Raw genomic sequence first — 23,368 nt, forward strand, 5'->3', positions numbered from 1 at the left:
AGAAGATATCTAAACAAGCAGGGGTAATCGTCTTTTCAATTATATAATCGACCAAATCGCGTTCTGTCTATTGTTTTGGGGGTTGTTCTGGCCTTGATAGGTGGCGAACCAGGTGTCTTAGCGAATAGGTTGGCAAATATTAACCCTTATTTGGATATGCTTATTACAAGTGTGTTGTTTGCTTTGCTCTACTTTCTTAGTGAGGTGATTTTTAAAGGAGACGCAGTATTGGTAAGTTTATTACGAAGACTAAAGTAGTGGACCCGTATGGAAATACCCTATCTCTTATGGGAACTTTTACGAGATCAGCCTCTAGGTTAATTCCTTTTAATGTACGCTCATTCCTTATGGGGGCCAGAGGGTGGTATGATGCCCTGTCCAAAACCTATGTCGTGGATGTCTATGAGTTTGAAAAGAAAAAAAGACTGTTTGGAGAGTTCAATCAGATAGAGGCTGGTATTGGAAGGTGAATTGTAAAAAAAAAGCCCCATTTTGGGGCTTTTCTATTGATCTATTGGTCTTCTTCTGGTATTTCTTCTAAGCTAGGTGCCGGAACAGAACTGTCGTATTCTTTATAATAAAGTTCGAGTAAGTCCATTACAGCATTGATTAAATCTTTGGTCTCCATGAGTAGTCCAAAATACAGGGTAGTGTTCTTAGGGCTCGATTCCTCTGTACGAGTTCTTGACACCTGTTTCTGTATTTTATCAGATACATTTTCTAGTAGTGACTTTTCATTATCAAGAATTTGTTCAATGTTCTCAAATGATCGGTCATCGAAAGTCATTTCGATCTTCTTGAAAAGATCACCCATGTGTTTTTGAATTTCTAAAAGATCTTTGATCTGATTGAATTTCAATTTTTTATGGTTGTTGTTGACGTGCTTGTAATTGGTCTTCCCAATGTATTCAAGCGATTGCGTCATGTCTTGTAAATAACCAACTGCATTGATGTAAAAATTACTTGCTCCAACGCTAGATTCGTCAAGGTTTTTAATGAAATAAAATATATTGTCTCTTAATTCATCAACCTCTGAGGAAAGTTTAGCAATACCCTTTTTACATTTTTTCAATTCCTTAAGGTCTTCTTTTGAAAGTCCGGTAATGGCAGAGCTAAAGATTTTGTTACTTCTTTTTGCAACAGCTGCTATGTTGTCTGCACTCTCTTCAATAACACCTTGAATAGAACTGCTTTCAGACTTCTTAAGGCTGTCTTCAGCTTTGAGCTCTTTGGATGTTTTCTTGTAATTGATGTAGTTTCTAACCAATAACACTATGGCAAAGAATAGTAATATAGCAATAGCTGCAGGTCCCCCAATGTAAATAATGTATGCCATGGTAGCAGCAGCTACAAAGGCTGAAATAGCTGTGAAGAACCATCCACCGATTACATTAAATACTCCCGCTACACGATATACAGCGCTTTCTCTACCCCATGCACGATCCGCTAATGAAGTACCCATAGCTACCATAAAGGTTACATAAGTGGTAGATAAAGGTAGCTTAAGTGAGGTTGCTATTGAAATAAGAACCCCAGCAATCATTAGGTTTACAGATGCACGAATAAGGTCAAACGCCGGTAATTCGTAGTTCTTGTCTTTTCTTACATTAATGACAGGCTTTTCGAATTGTTTTTCAACTTTCTTTCTTGTTTTCTCTGGTAATAAATGTGAAAGTGCTTTACTGGCTTTGGTAGCACCTCTTACAATTGTTCTTGAAAGTAAATTCGGTTGAAATTTTTCTTGTCCTTCATCTTGTCTTGACAATCCGATCTCAGTCTCTGTAACACGTTTAGCCTTCTTGGAAAACCATAAAGTCAGTACCATAACACCTCCCGCTAAAAATAATAGTAGAGGCTCTGTAGGAACCTTTTTTGAAAGAGCACCCATAGAATAGGCGGTAGCATCCATTCCAGATGCCGACCAGGCTTCATACGAATGGTAGGCTGCCATTGGAACACCAATAAAGTTTACCAGGTCATTCCCTGAAAAAGCTAATGCCAATCCAAAAGTACCGATGATAATAACAAGTACCAGGATATTCTTTTTGATGATGTTCATATAAATAAAGGAGAACAAAGACCATACGACAAGACTCCCCGCGATTATCATTAATTCATTCCCTTCTAGGATGCCTTTTAAGTCAGAATAATAAGGAGTTCCTTTAAGACCTTTCATGAAGATGAAATAAGTAATAGCAGTTAATGCAGCACCTCCGAAAAGGAATCCGAATTTCTTCATCTTTTCATTATAGTGAAATGAAAAGATAAGACGAGATATATATTGTACAAGAGCACCAATGGTAAAAGCAATGACTACTGAGAGCAAAATTCCCGAGATGATCATTAAGGCTTTATCTGAATTGATGTACTTCGAAATATCTGCTAAAGTTTCCGTTTCTGAAGTTGAGACCTTGATAAGAGCCATAACAACCGCAGCCCCTAACAATTCAAATACAATAGAAACAGTAGTAGATGTAGGCATCCCAAGTGTGTTGAAAAAATCAAGTAAGAGAATGTCCGTGATCATTACCGCCATAAAAATGATCATGATCTCATTAAACATGAAATGTTCAGGTACAAAAATCCCTTTTCGGGCAACTTCCATCATCCCGCTCGAGAAAACGGCACCTACAAAAATCCCGATGCTGGCCACAATCATAATGGTTTTGAAAGATATGGCTTTCGAACCGATTGCAGAGTTTAAAAAGTTAACAGCATCATTACTAACCCCAACAATTAAATCGGCTACTGCGAGCACAGCCAGGGCAACGATCATTAACAAATAAATGTTTTCCATAATTACTAATAAATGTGCTCAAGTTAGTTTAAATTCTCTGAACACGAATTGTTTTTAATTTAAAAATGTACGTCCAATTGTAATCGCCACATCAACTGGTCGTTAACGTTTGCGATGTCCATATAACTAATATCGGTTTGAACCTTTAACTTGTGTCCTACAATATACTTGGAAAGTCCAAGTGTATATTGGTTTTGCTCTTCTTTTCCTGTTACCGCCTGATCCAATTCAACATTTGAATATCTCGTTGAAACCTCCCAGTTGTTTTTAAATAAATAGCCCCCTTGAAGGTTAAAACCATTTCCGATTTGAACAACATCTCCGGTGAGTGAACCATCTGAATTTCTTGCAAAAGGATCGTCAGCATTCCTGTCAGCATATTCAGCCATTACTGAAAAACCCTTGTATTTAAACATTAAATCTGCAAAGAAAGTGGTGATATTTGTTTCGTAAAGACCGTTGTCTGTCTCCATATAAGATCCTTGGTTACTTCGTGTTTTTACAGCATTATTGTTGTAATCGTAAGAAGCTGCGATCATTAACTTAGGGGTCTTCTCTCTGCTCAAATCACCTCCGGTATAATCTCCTTTATTCTCGAACAATCCAAAAGGTAATAATTCAAGCCTCCCTGTATATTGATAACCTCCAATATTACCTGTTACCACATTCCTGCCTTCACCTTGTGCAACAGAGACAATCTCTCTCATGATGAAATTCTCACCGAGGTTGGTATGATGTCTTAGCTGTATCCCCATGTCACGATCAATATTGAAGGTGGAGTTTAAGATAGATCGATCCACCATTTGTAGGTTGGCCGACGAAATTACACGTTCAACATTACCCGGTAATTTGGTTTGTCCTGCCCATAGTGTAAAGTTTTCGTAAAAATTCCATTTTACAACGGCATCTAAAATATATCGGGGTGTGTTTCTTGTGTAAATTGAAGCACCTGCAATGTCTCTGTTAGATAAACCTAACTCAATTTTGTACTTAAATTTTGGAGAAAAAGCAAATCCGTCCATTTTAATACGTGCACGTCTGATTAGAATGTTCGATTGCGGATTAACAAGATGACCATCTTCGTTCGACCAGTCATATATAGATAACATTTGAATCCTTGCGCCTAATCTCATACTCCAACTATTGTCTTCCCCTGTAAGGTTTAGAATTCCTTTGCCAAACTTAGGAGCTTTTACCTCTTGCGCATACACCGCTGAAAACAGTGAAAAGCATAGCACGAATGCTAAAGTCTTTAATTTCATTTATTTCTTAGTTTTTGTCGCCGCAAAGAACAGATTGCAATGTTAATTTAATGTTACCTGGATATTAATCTTTAGTCAATATAAGTTTAATTTATAGATTATTAATGAGTTACTGTAAGAAAAGGGCTGCCAAATGCAATTGGCAGCCCTGATGATTTCATAAATCAAGTCGACAAAAACTAATGATTAAATGAAATGCCTTAAAAAGACAATGCCAAAAATCGCTTTCATTTTTGAGATGCACGTAACCATAATATTATCTAATTATTAACTCTAACCGATAATGTTAATATAAAATTAAGAGCCCTTCTGATGATATTTATGAATTGGCGTATATTGCCATCATTATTTAATATTTGCAATGAACTGGGAAGATTTATTATCATTAAAACGCTACGGAGACCATCATAAACGATTAAGGAAAGAACAAGATGAAACGAGATTAGGATTTGAAGTAGATTACGATCGTATTATATTTTCTTCGGCATTTCGAAGTTTACAAGATAAAACTCAGGTAATTCCATTATCTAAAACAGACTTTGTTCATACGAGGTTAACCCATAGCCTGGAAGTGTCAGTAGTAGGTAGAAGTTTAGGAAGAGCCGTTGGAAAAGCAATATTGGAAAAGCATCCTTATTTGAGTGAAGTTCATGGTTACCGATTTAATGATTTCGGAGCTATAGTTGCAGCAGCTGCTTTGGCTCATGATATAGGAAACCCTCCATTCGGACATAGTGGGGAAAAAGCTATTGGTGAATTTTTTAAGAACGGCACAGGACAAAACTATAAACCGCAATTAACACCCAAAGAATATCAGGATTTAATAGATTTCGAAGGAAATGCGAATGGATTTAAAATATTAACTGAGAGCAGAAAAGGAATTGCAGGAGGCTTGCGATTGAGCTATGCTACCCTGGGTGCATTCACAAAATATCCGAAGGAATCATTACCCAAAAAACCTACCAGACATATCGCAGATAAAAAGTTTGGATTTTTTCAGGCTGAAAAAGAATCGTTTAGTGAAGTTGCGAATGATCTGGGGTTAATCAAAACCTCTGGTGGAGAAGAGCTGTCTTTTGCTCGTCATCCCCTTGCATTTTTAGTAGAAGCCGCTGACGATATATGTTATACTATTATTGACTTTGAGGATGGTATTAACTTGGGGTTAATTCAGGAAGAATATGCGCTGGAATATCTTATTAACCTGGTGAGAGATACCATCAATACAAAGAAATATCAATCACTTACCACTAAGGAAGACCGACTAAGTTACTTAAGAGCACTTTCTATTAATACCTTGATAAGTGATGCAACTCGCGTATTTCTGGAGAATGAAGAAAGTATATTAGATGGAACTTTTGATTGTGCTTTGCTGGATAAATCAAAATATACCGCTCAAATAAATGATATTATACAATTAAGTATTAATAATATCTATAGGAGTACAGAGGTAGTACATAAGGAAATCGCAGGATATAAAATATTAAATACATTATTAGGGGCGTTTTCAGATGCCTTAATTCGTACCAATAACGGTACAGCCTCTAATTATGATAAGTTAGTGTTGGAATTACTTCCGGAAAAATACACCAAATCAGGTTCGGTCTATACCATGTTGCTGTCTGTGTGTCAGTTTGTAGCTGGTTTAACCGATGGTAACGCTGTTTTGTTGTTTAATAAATTAACGGGAAGTTCATTAAAATAAAAGGCTGCAAATTCATGCAGCCTTTGTCTTTTCTTAAAAGGTATATGTTTTTGCCTTGCTGAAGTTATCGTCAAAGGCTATTTGGGCATGTCCGCTTGGAGCATCATATGGAGCATCCGGTAGAATAGAAGGGTTGGAGGGATAGGATCCGTCCTTGTGAATTAATTCTTTTAAAGCTCCTTCGCTTCTTATGAGTAATACGGCCCAATCCTTATCTTCTCGCTTTTCAATAAATAAGGGAGGTGTCATAACCGTAAAGGAAGTGATAACGCTCAAGTCAGAATTTAGTAAAAGCATTGTACAACCTCCCGAGCCACAAAAATAAGAGCCGTTAAGCAAAACGAATATTTCTTTGTTTTGGTCCCCGTTTAAGTCAGTAGTATAAAATTGAAAACGACGATCAGTAGCATTTAAAAAGTCAATATCCTTTTTTACGATACTATCTGTTATGTATTCGCCAATCCGCTTGGCAAGGGCATCGTCATAACTGTTTTTAATATACTGTTCAGCCTCCTTATTGGTTTCTTGAGAAGTTTCAATTTTTGTGGTGTCTTGAACTTCAGGGATATCGTGTCCTTCCTTCTTGTCATTCTTACAGGATGAAAGGATTAATAAAATAAATACAATCTTTAACAGTTTCATAGTCTTAATTAATTTTGATTTATACCAACTCTGTAATAAGTGCCGCTTTGAGCAGTTTCAAATGCATCGTCAAGTTCGTTTAGTGAAAATTCCTGCCCTACTAATTCCTTAAAAGGATACTTTTGATGGCAGGAGTTAAGAAAATCTATAGCAAAGGCAAGATCATCTGGAGTGTAATTGTGTAATCCTTTAATCGTCAAAATTTTTCTCACTACTGTTTCTGCATTAATTTGTGTTTTAGGTGTACTATATACGGCACCCACCCATACGGCGATACCTCCTAAAGTTAATAAATTAATACCAGATTCCATTGCTTTAGGATTCCCTGTGGTGTCAATTACCACATCAATCTTTTCAGAATTTAACCGATCTTGGATTTCTTCATCGCTTAAAGAGGCAGGAAATGATGCCGTAGCTCCGAAAGAAGTGGCTGATTTTAAGCGTTCTTTATCCAGGTCGATCGCATATACGTTTTTAGCTCCTTTTTCTTTACTCATTGCACAGGCAGAAAGACCTAACATACCGGCACCGAAAACCAATACATTTTTGCCTTCTAAGGTGCCGGCTAACCTTAAAGCCCCGGCAATGGTCGCATGAGTGCAATTTAAAGGGGCTGCTTCACAAGCCTCTAATGCTTCCGAAAGTTTAAATACCGAAGTGCCTTTTCTCAAAATACAATGAGAGGCAAAACCCCCACTTAACGGAGAGTCGTTTAATATAGTTTGATGCCCGTACTTGAATAAGTCGGGAGATTTTTGTGGTATACCTATTTGATCCATTGGATTTCCTGAACTAAAGGCATAAACAGACCAGGTTATCATATCCCCCTCAATAAGTGTATTACCATTATAGTCTTTATGTACGTTAGCTCCATGCTTAACTATTTTACCTATAATTTCATGGCCTAAAATACTCGGGCTTGGAGATTTCCTTCTGCCGTAATAAGTATGTAAGTCACTTGTACAAATAGTGGTATAGGTTATTTTTACAACTATTTCATTAGCTGAAGGAATTGGAATTTCAACTTCAAAATCACTAAACGGTTCATTAGGTCTGTTAAATATTTTTGCAGAAGCCTTCATAGTGCTTATAATACTTAAATGGTGGTTATAAAGTAAACGACTAGCAAAACAGATTCCGAGTCTAGATTGTTTAAAGGGACATGGGGTTGTCTGCCATCAAAATAAAGAGAATCTCCTTCTTTTAAATTAAAGGTTTTGTCTCCTAGTTTATAGGTGATGTCTCCTTTGATAATATAGATGTACTCAAACCCTTCTGTGCTAACACGCTCTCTTGTCGCATTTTGATCTAGGGTTAAAATCGATATTTCAAGTGAAACATTACTTATGGAATGTGTGAGTACTGTTTCATACTTAAAACCTATAGAAGCTTCTTTAGATGTTTCTTTGCAATCCTCTCTTTTTACTAAAATATGCCCGGGAAATTTGAGGTCCTGATTTACATCTTCAAAAAATTCATTAAGATCAACCTCTAAGGTTTTTAAGATTTGCAGAAGGGTTGGGAAAGTCGGGAATACTCTACCGTTCTCAATTTTTGAGATCATCGGAATGCTTACTTCAGAATAATGAGCCAGATCACCCAGTTTCCAATTTTTAGCAATCCGCAACTCTCTGATTTTCTTTCCAATCCATATTGTTATATGTTTGTTCTCAGTCATAATTACTAATTTAAAAACCAAAGATAGTTTCTTAAGAAGAAAATTTGTTTATTATTAAGAAAATTTAACCGTTACTTTACAATGGCTTAATTTATGGTGAAGCCATGAAGTTTACATTTGTGCTAAAATCAAATATTGCAGGAAATGAAGGGACTTAAAAGCAAAATGATGACATCAGGTTGGTTGAGCTCAGCTTGGATAATGATCGCTGCATTTTTATGTTATACAGGGATGTATGCGGTACGTAAATCATTTTTGGCAGGTCAGTACCTCGATTTAGGACTTAGTTTTGATGTTGATGCAAAGACAGTGTTGGTGATTAGTCAGGTGTTAGGCTATATGCTGTCAAAATTTGCAGGCATTAAAATTATCTCAGAGATGGCTCCCGATAAGAGAGTGAAGTGGCTTATAGGTCTCGTAGTTTTTGGTTTGGCCATGCTTGGAGTCTTTGCTGTGGTTCCGCCACAATTGAAGGTGTTGGCTATTTTTCTAAACGGACTTCCCCTGGGGATGGTTTTTGGCGTGGTCCTCTCCTATATTGAAGGGAGGAGAAATACCGAATTACTTGCAGCAGCCTTAAGTACCACGTTTATTTTTTCAACAGGCTTGGTTAAGACTGTAGGAGTAGTGTTGATGCAGGATTATGGAGTGGGTGAATACATCATGCCTTTTATAACTGGTTTGCTCTTTCTTCCCTTGTTCTTATTGGCAGTTTGGATGCTTAAGCATTCTAAAAAAGCGGATGATCGCGATGTGAAGGAAAGAACCGAAAGAGTGCCAATGGATCGCGCTAAAAGAAAAGAATTTATAAGAAAGCATGGGGTAGGATTCGCAGGACTGGTGATCGTATATGTGTTATTAACTATTGTTCGGGATTTTAGAGACAACTTTGTAGTGGAATTTTGGGCCGAATTGGGATATGGACAAAAACCGGAACTAATTACCTTAACCGAAATTCCTGTGGCTGTCATTGTACTGGTACTTACTGCCATGGGTATCATCATCAGAAAAAATAAACTGGCTTTTAATATAGGAATGTGGCTCACCGTTTTAGGATCCTTAATGGTCCTGTTGGCTACCCTGCTATTTGAAAACTCATTGATTTCTCCCGTTGCCTGGATGATTAGTACCGGGGTGGGTATATATTTACCTTACATCCTTTTCCATTGCCTTATATTCGAGCGTTTAATTGCATTTTTGAGATACAAAGGGAACATTGGCTTTTTATTCTATACGGCAGATGCCTTTGGGTATATGGGAAGTGTCATGGTATTGCTCCTGAAAGAAGTATTTGAATATAACCAGACTTGGGTAGAGTTTTTTGTGAATCTTAATATAAAATCTGCTATAGGTATGCTGGTATTGGTATCCCTAACCATGCTGTATTTTAATATTGCCAAAAGTCCTGAAAAAGTGTTTGGTGAGCTGCCAAGGGAACTGTAACAATTAATTTCTTATAGCTTTATTTATTACTTTTTCTTTACTTTGTGTTTTTAATATTTGTAAAGTTATTTTAGTTATGGTAAAAAATATACGTTGGATTTTAGTGCTTTTGCTAGCTGTTACAATAAGTTGTAATAGTACTCAATCGGTGTCAAAACAGGATAAGAAGCCCGTGGCAAAACGTGTCATCATTCTCGGACTGGATGGAATCAGTGTAGCGGGTTATAAAACAGCTAAACATCCAAATCTGGATAAACTTTTTAGTAATGGTATGATATCTTTTACTACCAGAACCGTAATGCCATCCGTAACCTTGCCTAACTGGACCAGCCATTTAACTTCAGGAGGGCCAGAACAACACGGTGTAGATGGTAATGGGTGGACTATTGAAAAAAATAATATCCCTCCGGTCGAACAAGATGAAGATGGCTATTACCCTTCTATTTTTAAAGTGCTGAAGGAACAGGTGCCTGAGATTAAAACGGCTTATTATTATAATTGGGGCAATCTAATTAACCCTATCAATCAACGATACCTGGATGAGGTTAATTTCCTGGAGGATGATGCCTATCACGAAAATTATGAATATGCTGTCCGGTTTGCAGAGAAACATAAAAACGATCCTACTTTAATATTTTTGTATTCAGTACATACCGATCATGCCGGACATAAACATAAATGGATGTCTCCTGAATATATAAAGGCAATCGAAGAAGCCGATGTTGCCATTGGACAACTAATGAACCAAATGAAAGAAAAGGATCTCTTTGATGACACACATTTTATATTAATTACAGACCATGGTGGTAAAGGTAATGGCCACGGTGGCGTGAGTGAAGTGGAGATGACTGTACCATGGGCTATTGTTGGACCCCAAATTAACAGCTCAGCAACCTTTCAGTCGCCAAATAATAATACGAATACGGCCGCTGTAATTGCAGAATTATTTAATTGTGATAACACCCCAAAATCGTGGGTAGGACAAGTTCCGTCAGGAGTAATTAAGAAATAATAGATCGGAGATTTGAAACAGTTAAGTTATATATTCCTGTGTTTGTTATTCGGTAGCCTAAATCCAATAGAAGCCGACGCCCAGGTACAAGAGGAGTTTATATGGACCAAAATTAAGCCAACCGAAGTAAACGGTCGATTGGCTGACAAAGACATTGATGGGTTCAATAGACTGCCTTTGGCTTTGAAATCTGAGGTAAGAGAACCGGTTTGGAGATTGTCTCAACACTCAGCAGGCTTGTATCTACTGTTTACTACGGATGCTGAAAAAATACGTGTGGAATACAAGGTCAAAGGGAATAAAAGTATGCCTCATATGCCTGCTACAGGAGTAAGTGGAGTAGATTTATATGCCCTTGACGGACCCAGTGAATGGCGTTGGATTCGAGGAGATTTTAGATTTCAGGATACAATTTCTTATAATTATTCCGGGATATCTAAAAGGTCTTCAGAAAGGGTTTATTACCTGTATTTACCATTATACACCAAGGTTGAATGGCTGAAAATAGGGGTTCCGAAAAATAATAACCTTGAAATCAAGAGAGAGAATAAGACAAAACAGAAGCCTTTAGTTGTCTATGGAACGTCGATAGCTCAGGGAGCATGCGCTTCAAGACCGGGAATGGCATGGACGAATATTTTGTCGCGTAACTTAGCTCGGCCTATAGTGAATTTAGGTTTCTCCGGAAATGGATTGCTCGAAGAACCAATATTGGATTACTTTACTAAATATGATGCTGAGGCCATTATATTAGATTGCATGCCAAACTTTACCAGGGATGATATGGGGCCCGAACAAGCCCGAAAAAGACTTAGGGAAGCCATAACATTAATAAGGTCAAAACATAAAAAAACTCCAATGCTACTAGTACAACATGGAGGATATTCCGATGGTGCCCTGCAACAGGATCGAAATCAGCTATATACCTCACTTAATAAAGTCGTAACTGATGTTTATCACGAAATGATTGAAAATGGAGTTCAGCATATCTATATGCTGACGAAGGAAGAAATTGGATTGGGGGTTGATGCTTTTGTCGACGGAACACATCCGAATGACCATGGGATGATACAATATGCCAGGGCGTATGAAAAGTTTTTAAAAGAGCAGCAGTTAATAGAATAATTAGAGGTGTCTGGGTGTATTGTTATGTAAAAGATCGAATTTGTTAAATACGTTTTCTAAATTTTGAATATCTTGTCTGCAAATTAGACAGATGAAAGACTATATAATTGGTATTGGTAAACGAATAAAAGAAATTCGAAAGGATAATAAAAAGACCATTAGTGAAATCGCATCTAGAGCAGATGTTAGTAATGGGCTGATTTCCAGAATTGAAAACGGAAGAACCATTCCTTCATTACCAGTCCTATTTAATATAATAAAAGCACTTGAAGTTGAGGTTACAGATTTCTTTCTGGGTATGCCAAATTCAAACGGATCTTCTTATATCCTTACTAAATCCTCAGAATTCTCTGTAATTGAAAAAGAAGATGAGGCCGAAGGCTTTTTGTATAAATTCATATTCAATAAACAACTCTCATCTATTGGTTTCGAAGCTGTATTGTTAGAGGTTTCTCCTAATTCAAAGCGGGATAAAGTAATTACCGAGGCTTTTGAATTTAAGTATATGTTAAGCGGAAGCTGTAATTATATAATTGGAGATGACGAGGTTACCGTAAATGAAGGTGATGCCTTGTTCTTTGATGGCCGAATACCACACGTGCCGGTTAATAAATCAGATCAGAAAGCAAAAATGCTGGTGATGTATTTCTACTTGTAAAAAAAGGACTTTAATTGCTTAAAGCCCTTTAATCGTAAAAGTAAATCAAATTAAAAAAAAACAAATGAATGTTTGATATTATAGAATTGACTCTAATTCTTTAAGGGAGTCAATGATGTATTCAGGGTTGGCTGTTAGAAGTTGTTCTCTGGTATGTGCACCCGTTGTTACACCTATTGAGTATATACAGTGAGCATTTTTCCCTTCTTCTATGTCGATGATAGAATCACCAACCTTTACCACATGATGGGCATCAGAGACCTGAAGTTTATCCATGATCAGTGTGATCATATCAGCATTCGGACGACCGTTTTCTACGTCAGAAGCAGTAATCAATAGGTCGATATCCCTTCCTGTTTCCCAACCTAACTTATCTATGAGTAAATTGGCGGTTTTAGCATCGTATCCCGTGTTAAGAGCAACTTTTATGCCTCGGCTTCTTAATGAATCGAACAATTCTTTGGTGCCTTCATAAGTTGATACATTCAAAGTGTCATAAGCTTCTTTTAAAAGTCCTTTGAAGTCTTCAAATGCACTATCTGCCAAAGCTGTATCATGTACATTGGCTTCGGCAAGAATATCTATAATCGCCTGCTTTTTTTCTTTCCCGGCACCATGTTCAAGGACGAATTCAAGAGAGAAATCAAAGCCGGTCTTATTAATGGCTTTTCTTAAGGTTTTGTAAACTACATTGTCTTCATCTACAGTTGTTCCTGCCATGTCAAAAACAACAAGTTCAATTTTTTGGTCCTTCATTCTAATTATATATTAATTCAATATTTTGTTCTGAAAACCCGGCGCTACCGGTCATCCCTTTACCGCCGATTCCTGTCACAATGTGAATGTGATCATCCACATCATGTATAAATATGTCTGTGTTCTTACATTGTGAATATTTCCCATACCAACGTTGGGCTATTTCATAATTCGGAAGATCGATTATTTTTTTGGCCTCATTAACCATAAAATCATCCAATTCCATATTTAAGTCAAAGCCGAGTGTGTCAGCGTTTTTAGCATCGGCATATTCATGCGAATCGCCAATGATAACCGAACCGTCAGTGGCTTGTTTAAAAAGGATATGGACACCCCACTGCTTTTGATAACTATCAATGGCCTCCTTAGCCTTAATCTCTTTGTAGGACGCACACTCTCTGAAACTTTCATACCTTCTGATGGTCCACCCGGTGAGTATAGACCCGGGAATTACATGATTTTTTTGAGGCTTTGTTTGCATCATTTGAAGCTTACAAACCTCTAGATCACTTTGATTAAAAATTTCAGGATATAAGGTTTTAAATTCATTGCCATTACAAACAATAACCTTAGAGGCATAAATGATTCCGTCCTGAGCAGTGGTAATTTCAACTTTTCCATTTAAAGTTTCACAATTCACTACGTTCATCTGGTAATGCAGAGTTAGCCCCAATTCAGAAACCATATATTGCTGTAATCTCGAAATCATAACCCGTGATTCTACGGTAATTTCTTCCGGAAAGAATAAACCGGCCTTCACATAGTCGCTTCGTAATCCTTTATATTTCTTAAGACATTCCTCCTTGGTTAAAATTTGGGAGGCATACTTGTTATTTTGATTGATTTGATATAATTCTTCAATAAGTTGAACCTCCTCTTCATTAGAAGCCAGGTATACCGTTCCGTTTTGTCTGGCTGAGATATCAAATTTTGATTGAATACTTTTGTAAATGTCCAGGCTTCGTCTTCCATAAGTTTGCCACTTGCTGTCCATTCCAGAAGGAACCACCTGTCCGAAGTTGCGGACTGTAGCTCCCATCGGTTGTAGGTCCTTCTCTAAAATAGCAACTGATAAGCCCTTTTTTAGAGCATGGTAGGCGTGAAATGTACCTAAAATTCCACCCCCAATAACTACTAAATCGTACTGTTTACTCATGATTTTAAATGGTTGCCCATTGATGTTTATCTAATGTAAAAAATATTTACAAATATTAAAAATATATAATTATTTAACAACAGGAAATTCCCTTGGAAAACCTGTTTAGTGTTAAGATTATATTAAATGTGATCGTCGTGATTAAACTTATTTATTTTTAAAGTAATAGATGTTTCCTGCGAAATCACATATAAAGAATCCTTCCTTGGTTACTGCTGCTGAAGTTAATATTGGTGCACCAAGATTTGTTTTCCATATTAACTTACCGGTAATAGCATCCAGTTTGTACAACCATCCATCCATAGCACCAAATAGAAGTTCGTCGCCTACCAATACGGGTGTTGTCTCAATGCTCCTTTGATGGTCTGAATAATATTGAGGGGTATAAAACAATGCAGGTTCAACTTCAAATAACCATTTCAATTTTCCGGTAGTTCTTTCATATGATGCGATTCCGGGATCAGATCCGGCGATATAAATTGAATGGGGAGTTACTATCGGCGTAGTTGTACTCTTGTTTTCAATATGAGTTTCTATCGTTTTTATTGATTCACCTGTTTTGGGTTCCAATACGTGCAATGTTCCCTTTGCTCCGTCATTTTCTGCGATCCAAAGTTTGTCCTCTTTGAATAAAATGTTGCCATCCCGAAATCTTAAACCATTGTCGTTTCTTTTCCATAAGAGTTCACCGGTATTTTTATCATGCGCATATAACGCACCCCAATTGGCAGAGGTTATTAATATTTTAGGGGTAAGTGTCATGGTAGTTGTACTTCCATAACCGCCGGTCCAGTCCGAATTGATCCATGTTGTTTTACCGGTCTCGACCTCAATGGCCGATAGGGTTTCACCAAATCCCGTAAATACCATTGTTCCATCTGTAACCAGACCAGATATAAATCCTGGGAGTCGGTTATATTTTAAATCTTTTTCCCAAACAAGATGCCCTGAAGTGGTATTAAGGGCATAGGTGTAACCTTGCATATCGGTGGCAATAAGTATATCTCTGGCAATCACCATTTGATTCTTTATACCGTTCCGGGTTTGATATCTCCAAACTTCCTGACCCGATTGTGTGTCAAAGCATACAATGTAATTTTTCTCCGCATTTCCGTCATCAAAACTGGCTGTGAATACATGATTTTCATGTAAAATTGGCGAACTCATGTATATGTTGCTCCCAATATTTTTAACCCATTCCAGTACATAGTCCTTTGTGTGATTAAAATTAACGACGGCATCATGCGCACTATTGCCGGCAAGGTTATGCCATTTATTATCGAAAGCTTTATTTCCCCCCGGTTTAATGGTGAACTTTTGTTTGTCATACAATACTTTCCCGTTTTTTAAATAAGCTTCAATGGCTAATTCATAATTATTGTTTGGAATCTCTGGTTTAAATGTGGCTTCCCAGTTCCAATCTGATCGTTGGGTCATATGATGCATCTCGGAGCCTTTTACATAAGTTTTCCAGGTTAACCCTTTTTCATCGTATACTTTGTATTTAACACTGTCAATCGGACTGTTCGAACTATATACGTTCGAAGATAAATGTACGTGTTCTTTGCCGTGTTGGTGTAATTCATCGTGATGTGGAGAAACAATTTGCAACTGGTCGTTAACAAAAGTCCATACCAGATCAGAGGAACTGCTGCCGGCATCGTCAATTTTAATAACACGGAATGAAGAAGGTGAATGGTCAATCCCCCCTTTTGCAGCGGTAGCTGTTGAGTAGGATTTTATATTCGTAATACCGTGAAGCTTGGTAATGTTTGCATGGCGGTGTCCATAGATCCATGCTTTGATGTTGTAATTGTTTAAAAGAATCTCCTTGTTATCATTTATTTTAAATACAAATTCATCACCATTGGTAAGATAATCGTGGTTGAAAAAATATTTAGGCATTTCCTTGGGATAAGAGTCCAGCAAGTTCTGTAACCAATTCCCAATTTCTTCTCGTGTATATCCTGGTTTAAAATCACCTCCCATCATAGGGGTTATAACAAATAAGGCTTTCCCTTCCTCAAAAGCATACCATCCAGGACCAAATTTGTTTTCAAAATATTCTTCTCCGTAATTGCCTTTAACCAGATCGTGATTTCCAATACAATAGTAGACCGGAGCATTCATAGTTTTAGTGGTCATATTGTCCGCATGCCAGGTCATACCGGATTCATAGCAGATATCACCAGTGTGGATTATAAAATCCGGATCTATAGAATTACTATATGATTTTAAATTGTTTAACCAATCTTTATATTCGAAAGTTTCTGTGTCAGATACCTGAATAAAAGAAACTTCTTTTTTGATTTCTTTTTTTTGAATTGGGAAGTTGTAGGTTTTAATGCTCTTATCTACTTTAATATATCGAGTCTTTGCAGATTGAGTTGCGCCGGGGTAAATAGTGATAAAACGAGCCTTTTCCCAAATAGGTAAAGTAAATACGCCTTTTTTATCCGTTTTTACAACTTCAAGACCATTAGAAACAATAGCGCCTTCAATTCCTTTTTCTCTCTTGTCCTTTAACCCATTTCCATTTTCATCCAAAAATACCGACCCCTTAATTTGAGAGGTTACCTCATGGGAAATGAAAATGATGAATAAGAAAATAATCTGATTAACTGTTTTGTTCATGTTATTCGTTTAGGTAATTCATGCCTCCATATAATTTTAACTACATCAAGAAATCAAAGGATATTCATTTGAGTTTAATGTGTTTAGGAGTCTTGTTTATTACAATTTGTAAAATTAACAGCATTTACAAGATGTTATTTTTAATATAAGTAAACAAATATAGTGACTAATATTCGGAATTTATGTATGGTGAGATAAAACTATAGTTAAGAAAATATTAGAAGAATTGACTGTTGGAATATTTTATTCATAGAAAAAGTCAGCCGGAATCTTCCCGACTGACTTTTTTATTGGTTGAATAAAATGAATGCTAAATGTGTGTTAATTGATGAAATTTACAAACTCCACTTAATTCCTGCCTGTCCTCTCAGACCATGAAATTCTACTTGTCTCGGTCTGCTGGAATCCCCGTAATAATATTCCAATGGTTCATTAAGAATATTGTTGATTTCAGCGAAAATGGTAAAATGATCACTGATTCTGAAGGAAGCATTCGCATCCAGGGCAGAATAATCGCCATAGTAAATATCGTCACGCTTAGGGCCACTGCCATGGTCGGTTATATACGCTCCTTTAAAATTGTATGCTCCTCTGATATTAAAGCGCCCTTTCTCAAAGTATAGTTGCGCATTGATTAAATGATCTCCCTGTCTTGGAAGTCTTGTTGTTCCCTCCCTGCCTGGAATGGTGAATTCAGACTTGGTAAAGGTGTAGTTTGCCTGCATCCCAAATCCATTGAGGAAACCCGGTAAAAAGTCAAACTTTTTATTGGCGCTGATCTCTGCACCCATTAACCAGGCATTGTCTCCGTTTCTGGGTCTTGATATTTCAACACCACTAATCCCGTTTATAGTTCCCTGTTGTGTGTCATTAAAAATAGGATCCGAAATAGATTTGTAGAAAACTCCTGCAGTGATCACATCTAACTTACCTAAGTAAAATTCCCCCATAAGGTCGAAATTCAATGAGTAGGTTGGATTTAAATCCGGATTACCACCCTTAAATTCATTGTCCGCTGCTATATAAGTACCTCCTGGAGCCATATAAGCAAATTCAGGTCGGGCAAATGTTCTGGTAACCGCAAACCTCAAATTTGTTTTCTCATTAGGAACGTATTTTAAATGTAACATAGGTAGTAACGATAGATAGCTTTTGGTTTGTGAGACCTTTCTTAAAATTCCATCAGGATTCTCAGGTGTTACATCAAATTGATACCCGTCTATGATCGATCTGGTATTGGTTGCTCTTAGTCCTCCTAATAAGGTTAGCTTATCAGAAAAGCTATAGGTGGCCATACCATATACTGAAGCATGTTGTTCGTTGATGTTGAAATTCCTTCCAAGACCACCACCGTTTCGTAATAATTCAGAATCGTCTTCAAGCAAAGAAAGGTTGCCATTGAAGAAGTTATCCTTGTAAAATTGAATCATGCCTTCCGTAGAAAGAACCTGGTTGAAGGATTTTCCCGAAGTATTTAATTCATTTAAATAATCCAGCCTTCCGGGTTGTTCAATGTTAAATTCACGATAATCAGCAAGTGTAGGTGAAGCATTATTACCAGACCAACCGTAAAATTCGTCTGCAAATACGGCCTTTCTGTCCTTATCTCTAAACTTCGCGCCAAATTTTAGCTTCAATTGATCATTTGCGGTTAATTCGTAATTGGCACTGGCAATTACATTATCACGTTCCATAACACCCACTTTATACAATTCCAGGTCAGCAAATACCATTTTAGTAGGATCCATCTGGAAGTTCGGGTCCGAATACACGTCAAACATATTGCTGAAATAGTTCATGGCACCACCATCAGAATCCCAGTAAGCTCTTGGACCAACTCCTCTGTCTTCAATAAGGTCCGCGTTAAAGCCTACGTCATTTTGATTAAACTTAACAACATAGTAACTGTTATTATTCCTGTCGGGAATGTTTCCGTAGCTAAATTCATTTCTGTAGGTAGCCAGACTCCAGTCAAAAACCCCATGGTTGCCAAGGTGTTTCCCCCCAAGTTCAGCACCGATAAATTCGAATATAAGGTCGTTGTAAATGTTTTGTAATTCCACACGTCCGGTTTCCGTGGTCTCATTGAATTTGTCAAAACGTACCCGGTGCTTATAATGAATTTCAGTGTCTAATAATTTTCCATAGTTTATTTTAGTGTAAATTTTATCCCTTTTACTTGGGTTAAATTCAAAGGCACCATTGACACCGGTAGTTTTTCGTTCACCCACATAATCTCTTAGCTCCAGGCGATATACTCCATAATCACCACTTCTTCGGGCTTCAAAGTTGTCTGATGCCCAGTTTCTGTTCCATTGAGAAACACTTAAAATAAAACCGGTTTTTCCTGAATCCGACTTGTTCCCAATGGTAACATTTCCACTGTATATACCTTTTCCTGATTTTTCATTATATCCCGTACCTAAAGTGGCATCAACAGTAAATTTAGATGGAGCTGTCTTGGTGATGAAATTGACGCTTCCACCAATACCATCAGCGTCCATATCCGGAGTTAAAGCTTTAGATACTTCTACATATCCGATCATTTCCGTTGGAAAAAAATCAAAAGCCGTAGCCCTGCTTCCACCTTCATCAGCTCCGGTAGGAATACGGTTGCCGTTCATGGTGGTAGCGTTCCATTCAGAAGGGAGTCCTCTGACAGCTACATAGCGCCCCTCACCCTGATCTCTTTCAATAGAAACTCCGGGTACACGCTGTACCGCTTCAGCAGCATTACGATCCGGAAGTTTTCCTATACCGTCAGAGGCAATTACACTTTTTATGCTCAATGCATTTTTTTGAAGGTTAAGGGCCTTGGCTTCACTTAATCTTCTGGAGGCAGTTCCCTGTACAACAACCTCCTCTAATTGGGAAGCTTCAGGAGTTAATGTGATGTTTCCAAGGTCCAATACCTTTTGGCTGCCAAAATTCAAAGTAGTGGATTGCTTTTGATATCCAATGTAGCTTACAACCAACGCTTGGTCGTCCTGATTTATTCCGGTGAGTGTAAAATAACCGCCAAAATCTGTTGTAGTTCCTTTCTGTGTGCCCTGGATATGTACCGTGGCCCCGGGAAGTGGAAAATTGCCGTCCATAACGCGTCCCTTCACACTACCGTTCTGGGAAAAACCTACTGTCGATACGATCAGTAATACAAATAGATTAATTAGTTTGATTGTTTTCATTTTTGAATTAAAAGGTTAGTAAAGTTTAAAATTCGGCACAAAAATGACTTATAATTTTACTATTTGTAAATTTATTAGGTTAACAAATATTCAACATAGTTTTACTAATATGTAAAAGAAATGTTAATATCCTGGTGAGTATAAAATGTTTTAATATGAAAGAATTTATGGGCAAAAAAAAGCCAGCCGGTATGAGCCGACTGACCTTTGGTGCAGTCTTATTAGATAGAGCAGTGGTTGTAAAAAGAGTGTGAGTGACGTGATTTACATGCCCTAAATAATACTGCTTCATTTTAATATCTGTGAAGCGTATTCTAAATATTTAGTGATACCTCTTAATGTAGGATCTTCTAAATTAGAAACGACTAATACTGCTATTAGTGTGTGAACCACAAAAATGAAATAATTATTTAATATTTGTAAATTTTAGTTTTTATCAAATCCTTACTTTACTGTTATCCTTATGTGTCTTAAAAGTTAAGATTGTTAAGGGGTTTTAAATTTTTTAAGTTTGAATAAACTGAGACAGCTGATAGACAGGGGTGTATTCATTTTTCGTAAAGGGTGTAGTGTATGTCTAAGACTGTCATATTCCTGGTTTAAGGTGTCTAGGCCCGGTGCAAAGGCATAGATACCTTAGGGATAATCCATAGATAAGGCATGGATATTCTATACTTATTAAAGGATATTTGTTCAATGTGAAAGTGAAACTTCAGTTATAACGGGAGTTATTAATATTCGGTGCCAAGACATAAACATGTATAAATAAAAAAGCCTGATGAAGTGTCATCAGGCTTTTAAAGTACCTCGAGTGGGAATCGAACCCACACTCCAAAGGAACACGAGTTTGAGTCGTGCGCGTCTACCAGTTCCGCCACCGAGGCAATTTCGGAGTGCAAATCTATAAAATATTTTCTTTTCTAAAACAAAAATATCTACAATTATACTTTTGCTCTAAGAATAAATTTCTAAATTTGCACCTCATTAAACGCAACACATCAATTAAGTAACTACTAAACAATACGTTAGAATGCCATATACAGTGCCAGATCCTAAAATTTTTGCTTGTACTCAAAGTACAGAATTGGCGGAAAAAATAGCAAAGTCGTACGGAACAGAATTAGGTAAGATATCTTATGCCAGATTTAGTGATGGCGAATTTCAACCGTCGTTTGAAGAATCGGTTCGTGGAGCCAGAGTCTTTATTGTAGGATCAACCCATCCAAGTAGTGAGAATCTAATGGAGATGTTATTAACATTAGATGCTGCCAAAAGAGCTTCAGCAAGACATATTACTGCTGTAATGCCATATTTCGGATGGGCAAGACAAGATAGAAAAGATAAGCCTCGTGTGCCGATAGGTGCAAAACTTGTGGCTAAACTATTAGAATCTGCCGGAGCAACCAGAATTATAACGATGGATTTGCATGCTGATCAGATTCAGGGATTCTTCGAGAAGCCTGTCGATCACTTGTACGGATCTACATTCTTTTTGCCTTACTTAAGAAGTTTGGAGCTTGATAATCTAACAATTGCTTCACCAGATATGGGAGGTTCTAAAAGAGCGTATGCATATTCTAAGTTCTTGGAAAGTGATGTGGTTATCTGTTATAAGCAACGTAAAAAGGCAAACATAATAGAGCACATGGAGCTAATCGGGGAGGTTAAAGGTAAAAATGTAGTACTGATCGATGATATGGTTGATACTGCAGGAACACTCACCAAGGCAGCTGATATGATGATAGAAAGAGGAGCCTTAAGTGTGAGAGCGATTACGACACATGCCTTGCTTTCTGGAAATGCATATGAAAGAATTGAGAACTCTAAATTAACTGAATTAATAGTTTCTGATTCGATTCCGTTAAGACAACAGAGTCCTAAAGTAAAAGTATTAAGCTGTGCTGATCTCTTTGCAGATGTAATGCATAGAGTACACCATAATACTTCTATCAGTTCAAAATTTATCATGTAAATTATTTAATTTTTATATAATGAAGTCAATTACAATCAAAGGATCTCAAAGAGAAAGCGTGGGCAAAGTATCTACTAAAGCCTTACGTAATGCTGGAAAGGTACCTTGCGTAGTATACGGAGGGGATAAGCCATTGCACTTTTCAGCTGATGAATTAGCATTTTCTAAATTGGTTTATACTCCGGATGCACACACCGTAGTAATTGATCTGGAAGATGGGACGAAACTAAATGCAATCATGCAGGATATCCAGTTTCATCCAGTTACTGACAGTATTTTACACGTAGATTTCTACCAGTTACAAGATGATAAAGAAGTAACTATGGAAATTCCTGTAAAAGTTGTAGGTAACTCTCCTGGTATCATGGCTGGTGGTGTTTTACGTTTAGTAAACCGTAAGCTTAAAGTAAAATCATTGCCTGCAGACTTGCCAGATTTTATCGAGGCAAATATCAGTGAATTAGAAATGGGTAATAAATTATATGTTACTCAACTAGCAGCTGATAATTATAAATTTATGCACCCGGACAACACTGTAGTATGTCAGGTAAGAGTATCTCGTGCTGCAATGAAAGCCGCTCAAGATGCTGCAAAAGCAGAGAAAGAAGCTGCGAAAAAATAATAAAACCTATTGTATTATTTAATACAGTGATGAGCATTCGGTATCTGATACCGAATGCTTTTTTATTTTTGTTCAAAATTCAAATATGTCCGGTTTTTTAAATCTTATATTTGGTCGAAATAAATCGATTACACAAGAAATTGATCCTATGAAGAAATTTTTGATTGTTGGGTTAGGAAATATTGGTGCTGAGTATGCTGATACACGTCACAATATTGGTTTTAAAGTGTTAGATTATTTTGCAGAAAAAGAGTCATTAAAGTTTGAGACTAAAAGATTAGGTGACCTTACTTCCTTTAAGTTCAAGGGAAGAACATTTGTGTTTTTAAAACCTAATACCTACATGAACCTTAGCGGAAAGGCTGTTAGGTATTGGATGAATACTGAAAAAATTCCTATAGAAAATATATTGGTAATTACAGATGATATAAATCTTGATTTTGGGACCATCCGTGTTAAAGGCAAAGGTAGTGATGGTGGGCATAATGGATTAAAGAACATTCAACAGGAATTAAATACCAATAAATATCCGCGATTTAGATTTGGTATAGGAGATTCGTTTTCAAAGGGAAAACAAGTAGACTATGTGCTGGGAGAATGGAGTGATGATGAACTCTCGAAAATGCCTGAAAGATTAGAGAAATCATACGAGCTCATTAAGTCTTTCGGTACTGCCGGGATGAATAATACCATGAACACTTTTAACGGTAAGTAAAATACG

At 37.1% G+C, this 23,368-nt stretch carries 18 protein-coding genes and 1 tRNA gene; 9 read left to right on the forward strand and 10 right to left on the reverse strand.

Annotation, left to right across the window (positions count from 1 at the left end):
- Positions 1-287 precede the first annotated feature (287 nt).
- Positions 288-470 carry a hypothetical protein gene (locus P278_RS16525; RefSeq protein WP_152973947.1) on the forward strand — a complete coding sequence of 61 codons (183 nt, stop codon included), beginning with the start codon at positions 288-290 and terminating at the stop codon, positions 468-470.
- 41 nt (positions 471-511) lie between these two features.
- Here the strand turns inward: P278_RS16525 and P278_RS14875 are convergent, their stop codons facing one another.
- A complete protein-coding gene (locus P278_RS14875) occupies positions 512-2,797 on the reverse strand; it encodes an inorganic phosphate transporter (protein WP_038268589.1) in 2,286 nt (761 codons plus the stop codon).
- A 59-nt stretch (positions 2,798-2,856) separates the two neighbouring features.
- Positions 2,857-4,059 carry a porin gene (locus P278_RS14880; protein ID WP_038268591.1) on the reverse strand — a complete coding sequence of 401 codons (1,203 nt, stop codon included), beginning with the start codon at positions 4,057-4,059 and terminating at the stop codon, positions 2,857-2,859.
- A gap of 361 nt (positions 4,060-4,420) precedes the next feature.
- Here P278_RS14880 and P278_RS14885 point away from each other — a divergent pair, with 361 nt between their 5' ends.
- Entirely contained in the window at positions 4,421-5,764 is a 1,344-nt protein-coding gene (locus tag P278_RS14885; protein ID WP_038268593.1) for a deoxyguanosinetriphosphate triphosphohydrolase, read from the forward strand.
- A gap of 33 nt (positions 5,765-5,797) precedes the next feature.
- On the opposite strand, the gene P278_RS14890 is transcribed toward P278_RS14885, so the two are convergent.
- Genes P278_RS14890 through P278_RS14900 form a run of 3 tightly spaced genes read right to left on the reverse strand, consistent with a single transcriptional unit; the run spans position 5,798 to position 8,084 of the window.
- The gene (locus P278_RS14890; RefSeq protein WP_051413605.1) at positions 5,798-6,406 is read right to left on the reverse strand and encodes a hypothetical protein; all 609 of its coding nucleotides are present in this window, start codon (positions 6,404-6,406) and stop codon (positions 5,798-5,800) included.
- 8 nt (positions 6,407-6,414) lie between these two features.
- Positions 6,415-7,488: a zinc-binding dehydrogenase gene (locus tag P278_RS14895; RefSeq protein WP_038268594.1), complete on the reverse strand. Its 1,074-nt coding sequence runs from the start codon at positions 7,486-7,488 to the stop codon at positions 6,415-6,417.
- A gap of 14 nt (positions 7,489-7,502) precedes the next feature.
- Positions 7,503-8,084, reverse strand: coding sequence for a helix-turn-helix domain-containing protein (locus P278_RS14900; RefSeq protein ID WP_038268597.1), 582 nt, complete (start codon positions 8,082-8,084; stop codon positions 7,503-7,505).
- A gap of 144 nt (positions 8,085-8,228) precedes the next feature.
- On the opposite strand from P278_RS14900, the gene P278_RS14905 reads away from it, so the two are divergent.
- The 4 genes from P278_RS14905 (at position 8,229) to P278_RS14920 (ending at position 12,322) form a co-directional block, all read left to right on the forward strand.
- A complete protein-coding gene (locus P278_RS14905) occupies positions 8,229-9,527 on the forward strand; it encodes a DUF5690 family protein (RefSeq protein WP_235444302.1) in 1,299 nt (432 codons plus the stop codon).
- A 76-nt stretch (positions 9,528-9,603) separates the two neighbouring features.
- Positions 9,604-10,539, forward strand: coding sequence for an alkaline phosphatase family protein (locus tag P278_RS14910; protein WP_038268598.1), 936 nt, complete (start codon positions 9,604-9,606; stop codon positions 10,537-10,539).
- A gap of 12 nt (positions 10,540-10,551) precedes the next feature.
- A complete protein-coding gene (locus P278_RS14915) occupies positions 10,552-11,664 on the forward strand; it encodes an SGNH/GDSL hydrolase family protein (RefSeq protein WP_038268600.1) in 1,113 nt (370 codons plus the stop codon).
- Positions 11,665-11,755: 91 nt separating this feature from the next.
- Positions 11,756-12,322, forward strand: a complete 567-nt coding sequence (locus tag P278_RS14920) for a helix-turn-helix domain-containing protein (RefSeq protein ID WP_038268601.1) — start codon at positions 11,756-11,758, stop codon at positions 12,320-12,322.
- Between the two features lie 78 nt (positions 12,323-12,400).
- On the opposite strand, the gene P278_RS14925 is transcribed toward P278_RS14920, so the two are convergent.
- The 5 genes from P278_RS14925 to P278_RS14945 form a co-directional block, all read right to left on the reverse strand.
- The gene (locus P278_RS14925) at positions 12,401-13,078 is read right to left on the reverse strand and encodes a phosphonatase-like hydrolase (RefSeq protein WP_038268604.1); all 678 of its coding nucleotides are present in this window, start codon (positions 13,076-13,078) and stop codon (positions 12,401-12,403) included.
- A 1-nt stretch (position 13,079) separates the two neighbouring features.
- Positions 13,080-14,234, reverse strand: coding sequence for a TIGR03364 family FAD-dependent oxidoreductase (locus P278_RS14930; RefSeq protein WP_038268605.1), 1,155 nt, complete (start codon positions 14,232-14,234; stop codon positions 13,080-13,082).
- Positions 14,235-14,381: 147 nt separating this feature from the next.
- Complete coding sequence (locus P278_RS14935; RefSeq protein WP_038268606.1) at positions 14,382-16,868, reverse strand: outer membrane protein assembly factor BamB family protein; 2,487 nt, start codon at positions 16,866-16,868, stop codon at positions 14,382-14,384.
- 335 nt (positions 16,869-17,203) lie between these two features.
- Positions 17,204-20,053: a TonB-dependent receptor gene (locus P278_RS14940; RefSeq protein ID WP_038268607.1), complete on the reverse strand. Its 2,850-nt coding sequence runs from the start codon at positions 20,051-20,053 to the stop codon at positions 17,204-17,206.
- 803 nt (positions 20,054-20,856) lie between these two features.
- Positions 20,857-20,937, reverse strand: a tRNA-Leu gene (locus P278_RS14945).
- Between the two features lie 146 nt (positions 20,938-21,083).
- Here P278_RS14945 and P278_RS14950 point away from each other — a divergent pair.
- The 3 genes from P278_RS14950 (at position 21,084) to pth (ending at position 23,362) form a co-directional block, all read left to right on the forward strand.
- Complete coding sequence (locus P278_RS14950) at positions 21,084-22,025, forward strand: ribose-phosphate pyrophosphokinase (protein WP_038268608.1); 942 nt, start codon at positions 21,084-21,086, stop codon at positions 22,023-22,025.
- Positions 22,026-22,044: 19 nt separating this feature from the next.
- A complete protein-coding gene (locus P278_RS14955; RefSeq protein ID WP_038268609.1) occupies positions 22,045-22,647 on the forward strand; it encodes a 50S ribosomal protein L25/general stress protein Ctc in 603 nt (200 codons plus the stop codon).
- Positions 22,648-22,732: 85 nt separating this feature from the next.
- Complete coding sequence (pth, locus tag P278_RS14960) at positions 22,733-23,362, forward strand: aminoacyl-tRNA hydrolase (protein WP_038268612.1); 630 nt, start codon at positions 22,733-22,735, stop codon at positions 23,360-23,362.
- Positions 23,363-23,368: the final 6 nt, after the last annotated feature.

Origin of the sequence: Zhouia amylolytica AD3 (genome assembly GCF_000511935.2) — a bacterium.
Classification (GTDB): Bacteria; Bacteroidota; Bacteroidia; order Flavobacteriales; family Flavobacteriaceae; genus Zhouia; species Zhouia amylolytica.